The sequence below is a fragment of the Bartonella sp. AD328YNZD genome (genome assembly GCF_042196425.1).
This window is the reverse complement of the sequence record NZ_JBHIQG010000187.1, coordinates 1-5,111: the sequence shown is the minus strand read 5'-3', so window position 1 is coordinate 5,111 and position 5,111 is coordinate 1. Positions and strand designations below refer to the sequence as shown.

The window sequence follows — 5,111 nt, the reverse complement described above, 5'->3', positions numbered from 1 at the left end:
GGTGGCAAGGTTTAAAGTCACAAGAATAAAGGTCAGAAGGCGGTTCTGATATAGACTTGCAGTGTTTTAATATATTGGAATATGAGAATGCGGGCTTGCCTGATCTGTTGTATTGTGCTTTCAGCTTTGCTCTTCTTCACAGGATAAGCAATGAAATGGATATCAGGCATGAGATATTTAAGTTCACGCATCGAGCGCCACACATGGTAATCATGGGTGACGATATAAAGGGTTTTATAGTGATGCTTTTTGATCCAAGCGGCGCTTTCTTCGGCGTTTCCTCTGGTGTTAATCGCTTGATGCCCAATGTCAATACAACAGGAGATAAGCCGTGGGGTAATATGCATGTTATGCATGAAACTCTTCAGGTTGGTTGTGGTGTTTACACCACTGATGAGGAGTCGTGAACCAAGCCCCTTTTGTAAGAGATGAAGTCCTGTCTCTATTCGGTTTTCTCCGCCTGTAAGCACGATAATGGCATCCGCTTTGGGGAGAGGCGTTGGGGGGACAAGTCGTTCGGTTTTTTCAGAAAAAATAATAAAACCGCCCCAGAAAATGAAAACAGTGATTGCAAGAGTAAGGGTTGTTGGTGGAAAATAGCGAAATAAAAGCCATGGAGACCAACTATTATAGTGGGGCCGTTTTGGAAGAGGACGTTCTAAATTGTTTTGCGTCAATGAGTTGAAAGTGTTGTGAGTCATAAATTAAAATAAACCGTTTTCACATTGATCGATTTTTTTCAGTTGCGCTAAAATAGTCATGCGATTTGTAAGGGTGGTGAGAAAAGAAACGAAAATAATAAGCAGAGTGATTTTGCCATAAGGAACGGAACTTATGGAAATATGTCCTAATAAAGCCGTTATTTGGCTGGCTTCTGCTCTTCCCAAGTTATAATTTGTCCAGAGACAAAAGGCTGAAAACAGAAAGATGCTTGTGAAACCACCATATAAAGCACCGCGCAGTGCCGTTTTAAAAAAATGCCAATCAAATTGACGCGCAATGAAAAGGGTTTCAGTGCCAAGAAAATATAGCACATTAATAATATGGGTATTTTCTGCCAATGCATTGCGGGTGGCAAAAATGATGGTGAGGATTAGAGAGCCTAGAACCAATGCTAAAATTGAAAAACCGATAAAAACCGTGGTGTATGCCATGGTCGCAAAACGATGGACCCAAACACGGTGATCATCAAATTGACCGCCTGGAATTTGAGTTTTAATGGCATGATTGATGGCAGCAAAATTGATTTTTTCATCTCTTTTCAGAGTCACAATGATGAGGCGGGGAAGGGGAAGTTCATTGATATTGAAGCCTGTTCCAAGCCATGGCTCTAGTAATTTTTCTGTAGCTTTTTGGTCAACAATTTTTGCATCTTGTACACCAGAAAATGTTTTAACCAATTGTACGGCATCACGGAGTGCTTTGTTGATATCAACATTGTCAACGGGGCGTATTTGTATTGTTGCTTCATAGCTAATCTGATTACTCCAATTTTGGGCGGCATGTTGGACTAAATCAACACCGATTAAGGTGAGACTTGAGAGAAATGTCATAATTGCAATCACTGCAACCAGCGCTTTTCCAGAAATATTGCTACTGGGAATAATCGCTGTTGTGTTTTTTTTATTACTTGTAAAAATGGGGAAAGACTTATTCATGAATCGTCATCCGTCCATTATGGAGAAGCATACGCCGTGCTGCAACTTGTTCCATTAAGGCAATATCATGGGTGGCAATGATAACAGCTGTTCCAAAACGATTTAATTCAATAAACAAACGGAGTAGGCGTTTTGCCAAGGGGGGATCGACATTTCCTGTTGGTTCATCCGCAAGGAGGATTTCAGGCTGGTCAATGAGCGCGCGTGCAATGGCTACCCTTTGTTTTTCTCCGCCGGAAAGAACCGGTGGTAAAACATGAATGTGATCTCCCAGACCTACCCAACAGAGAAGATCTTCCACTTCACTGCGATAGGTTGCTTCTTCTTGTCCTTTTATGCGTAAAGGCAAGGAAACATTTTCATAAGTGGTCATGTGATCAAGGAGACGAAAATCTTGAAAAACTACACCGATACGTTGTCGTAGCGCAGGGAGCTCTTGTCGTTTGAGCAATGCTGTGTCTGTTCCAAAGAGATCAATATGACCGCGGGTGGGTTTGAGTGCCAAAAACATAAGACGCATCAGCGACGTTTTCCCTGCTCCAGAGGCACCTGTGAGAAATTGAAATGATCCAGGAGGAATATGAAAGCTAATATCACGAAGGACCTCAGGGCCCATTCCATAGCGTAGGCCGACATTTTCAAAATGAATCACTTTTTATTATTACTCCTGATTTTATATTGCATCATTTATTCTAAGAACTCTTACTTTCATTGCTTTAGATTTTTGTTGTAAGCTTGCTTATTTTAGATTTCATGGTTTTCAATATTTTTTATACACCCTCGTTATAGATAAATATTTTTGCTCAAGAATATTATCACTTATACTTTCTTTTTTTAGCTTTGTTTATGATTTTAGCAGGAATTTCAAAGTGATTCTAGCATAAACATCAGAACTATTTTTCCTTCTTACTCAGAGGTTTTTTTGCACTGAGTGGACATTGGGTGATTTTAAAAAGCTATATTGCTCTTTTTATCTTACTTTCTTATTCTTGTTCGTATCCCAATCCTGAGGTTTTGGCTTAAATTATTTCTTACCTCTCATGAAGAAAAGCGTTTGTTGTTAGAATGATTGAGCTTTTCATGAATTGTTTTGTTTTTTATTATCCTCGGTGGTTTTCGTAATAATGCTGAGATAATTTTAGCAAAAAACAAAAACCACCGTATGTTGTATTTCGTCGTGTTTTTTAGTTTTGTCGGTTGGCAATCAGATCTTCAACAACTTGTGGTTCGGCAAGGGTTGAAATATCTCCGAGAGTATCAAAATCGTTTTCAGCGATTTTTCGTAAAATACGTCTCATAATTTTCCCTGATCGTGTTTTGGGAAGCTGCGGAGCAAACTGAATTTTATCCAATATGGCAATAGAACCTATTTCTTGTCTCACATGGTTGATAAGGTCTTTTTGCAATTCTTCACTTGGCGCTGTTCCTTCCATGAGGGTCACAAAACTATAAATTCCTTGTCCTTTAATGGGATGCGGGTAACCCACAATAGCTGCTTCTGATACAGAGGGATGAGAAACAAGGGCTGATTCAATTTCAGCGGTTCCTAACCTGTGCCCCGAGACATTGAGTATGTCATCAACCCGTCCTGTGATCCAATAATAGCCGTCACTATCGCGCTTACAGCTATCGCCTGAAAAATATTTTCCTTTATAGGAGGAAAAATAAGTTTGAATAAAGCGTTCATGATTCTTATAAAGTGTGCGCATTTGTCCGGGCCATGAATCACTGATACAAAGATTGCCTTCTGCTTCACCTTCTAAAACATTGCCTTGGGCATCAACAATTTGGGGTTGAACACCAAAGAAAGGACGTGTGGCCGATCCTGCTTTGAGGGGGGTTGCACCGGGCAGGGGCGTGATCATATGCCCCCCTGTTTCTGTTTGCCACCATGTATCGAGAATCGGACAACGGTCATTTCCAATTATATGATAAAACCATTCCCATGCTTCTGGGTTAATAGGTTCTCCTACTGTGCCTAAAAGACGCAACGATGTTCTGTCTGAGTGTTCAACAAACGAATTTCCTGCTCCCATTAAGGCGCGGATAGCTGTTGGTGCGGTATAGAGTGTATTGACTTGATGCTTGTCGACAATTTCCCAGAATCTGCCTTTGTCAGGAAAGGTTGGTGTGCCTTCAAACATTAAAGTGGTCGCACCATTGCATAAAGGTCCATAAACCAAGTAAGAATGACCGGTTATCCAACCAATATCAGCTGTGCACCAGTAAACTTCATCGGGGTGGTAATCAAAAACATATTGGTGAGTTATCGAGGCAAAAATAAGATAGCCTGCTGTGGTATGCAAAACACCTTTGGGTTTGCCGGTTGAGCCTGAAGTATAAAGAATAAAAAGTGGATCTTCAGCATTCATGGGTTCTGCTGGACAGTCTCTTTGGGTATGAGCTATCTCTTCGTGGTACCAAAAATCACGCTCCTCTACCCATTGAATGGGGCCACAAGTTCGCCGTATAACCATGACTTGGTCCACATGCACATTTTGGCGCGCGGCTATCTCAATGGCATGGTCAACGTTGTCTTTTAAGTTAATCCGTTTGCCGCCACGCAAGCCGTGATCAGCGGTAATCATAAAGGTTGATTCACAGTCAACAAGGCGTCCTGCTATTGCTTCAGCAGAAAAGCCTGCAAAGATAACCGAATGAATGGCTCCAATGCGGGCGCAGGCAAGCATGGCATAGGCTGCTTCGGGTATCATGGGGAGATAAATGGTTACTTTATCGCCTTTCTTAATGCCACGACTTTTCAAAAGATTAGCAAAACGACAAACGTGTTCATAAAGTTCGTTATAGGTTATTTTTTTATCATGATAAGGATTATCCCCTTCCCAAATGAGCGCGATTTTGTCTCCATGGGTTTTCAGGTGGCGATCAATGCAATTATAAGCTACATTTGTTATCCCATCTTCATACCATTGAATCGATACATCTCCGTTAAAAGAAGTGTTTTTTACTTTTGTAAAAGCTTTAAACCATTCAATGCGTTGACCATGTTTTGCCCAGAAGCTTTCTGGATCATCGATGCTTTCTCGATACCATTGTTGATAAGTTTCCTCATCGAGTAAAGTATTTTTTTTGATCTCTTCTGATATTGGATAAATTTTTTCGGTCATGTTTCCCTCATTTTATTGTTTAGAAAAATCTGCCTCTGTATTTTTGTATGGTTATATTTTGGCAGAGTTTTCCCAAAAGCTTTTCATTATGAGGTTAGACTAAATGACAAAGATTAGAATAGTCAATTTTTAAATCTGATACGTTTGTCTTTAAGAGAGTATTTTATGCTTTTAGGATATTCAAATATGGCAAAGGCTATTGCGGTATAGAGCTTTTTATAAAAGCATAAAGATATTAAAAACATACCCCTATAAAGGAGAGGGAATGAGAATGCTTTTTAAAAGAATAAATTTACTAAATATTAATATAAACCAAAATATCTAC

At 39.9% G+C, this 5,111-nt stretch carries 4 protein-coding genes; all 4 read right to left on the bottom strand.

Annotated features, from left to right (window positions below; genetic code table 11):
* Positions 1-32: 32 nt before the first annotated feature.
* On the bottom strand, positions 33-701 hold the full coding sequence (locus tag ACFIO3_RS08730) for a YdcF family protein (RefSeq protein WP_375606594.1): 669 nt from the start codon (positions 699-701) through the stop codon (positions 33-35).
* A 3-nt stretch (positions 702-704) separates the two neighbouring features.
* Positions 705-1,658 carry a cell division protein FtsX gene (locus ACFIO3_RS08725; protein WP_375606593.1) on the bottom strand — a complete coding sequence of 318 codons (954 nt, stop codon included), beginning with the start codon at positions 1,656-1,658 and terminating at the stop codon, positions 705-707.
* Complete coding sequence (gene ftsE, locus ACFIO3_RS08720) at positions 1,651-2,310, bottom strand: cell division ATP-binding protein FtsE (RefSeq protein ID WP_273723097.1); 660 nt, start codon at positions 2,308-2,310, stop codon at positions 1,651-1,653. The genes ACFIO3_RS08725 and ftsE overlap by 8 nt, the downstream gene beginning before the upstream one ends.
* Positions 2,311-2,842: 532 nt before the next feature.
* On the bottom strand, positions 2,843-4,786 hold the full coding sequence (acs, locus tag ACFIO3_RS08715; RefSeq protein WP_375704325.1) for an acetate--CoA ligase: 1,944 nt from the start codon (positions 4,784-4,786) through the stop codon (positions 2,843-2,845).
* Between the last annotated feature and the right edge of the window lie 325 nt (positions 4,787-5,111).

Excerpts from the sequence above, each read along its gene's own strand:
- ACFIO3_RS08730 (WP_375606594.1), bottom strand. The coding sequence starts at position 701 with ATGACTCACAACACTTTCAACTCATTGACGCAAAACAATTTAGAACGT.
- ACFIO3_RS08725 (WP_375606593.1), bottom strand. The coding sequence starts at position 1,658 with ATGAATAAGTCTTTCCCCATTTTTACAAGTAATAAAAAAAACACAACA.
- acs (WP_375704325.1), bottom strand. The coding sequence starts at position 4,786 with ATGACCGAAAAAATTTATCCAATATCAGAAGAGATCAAAAAAAATACT.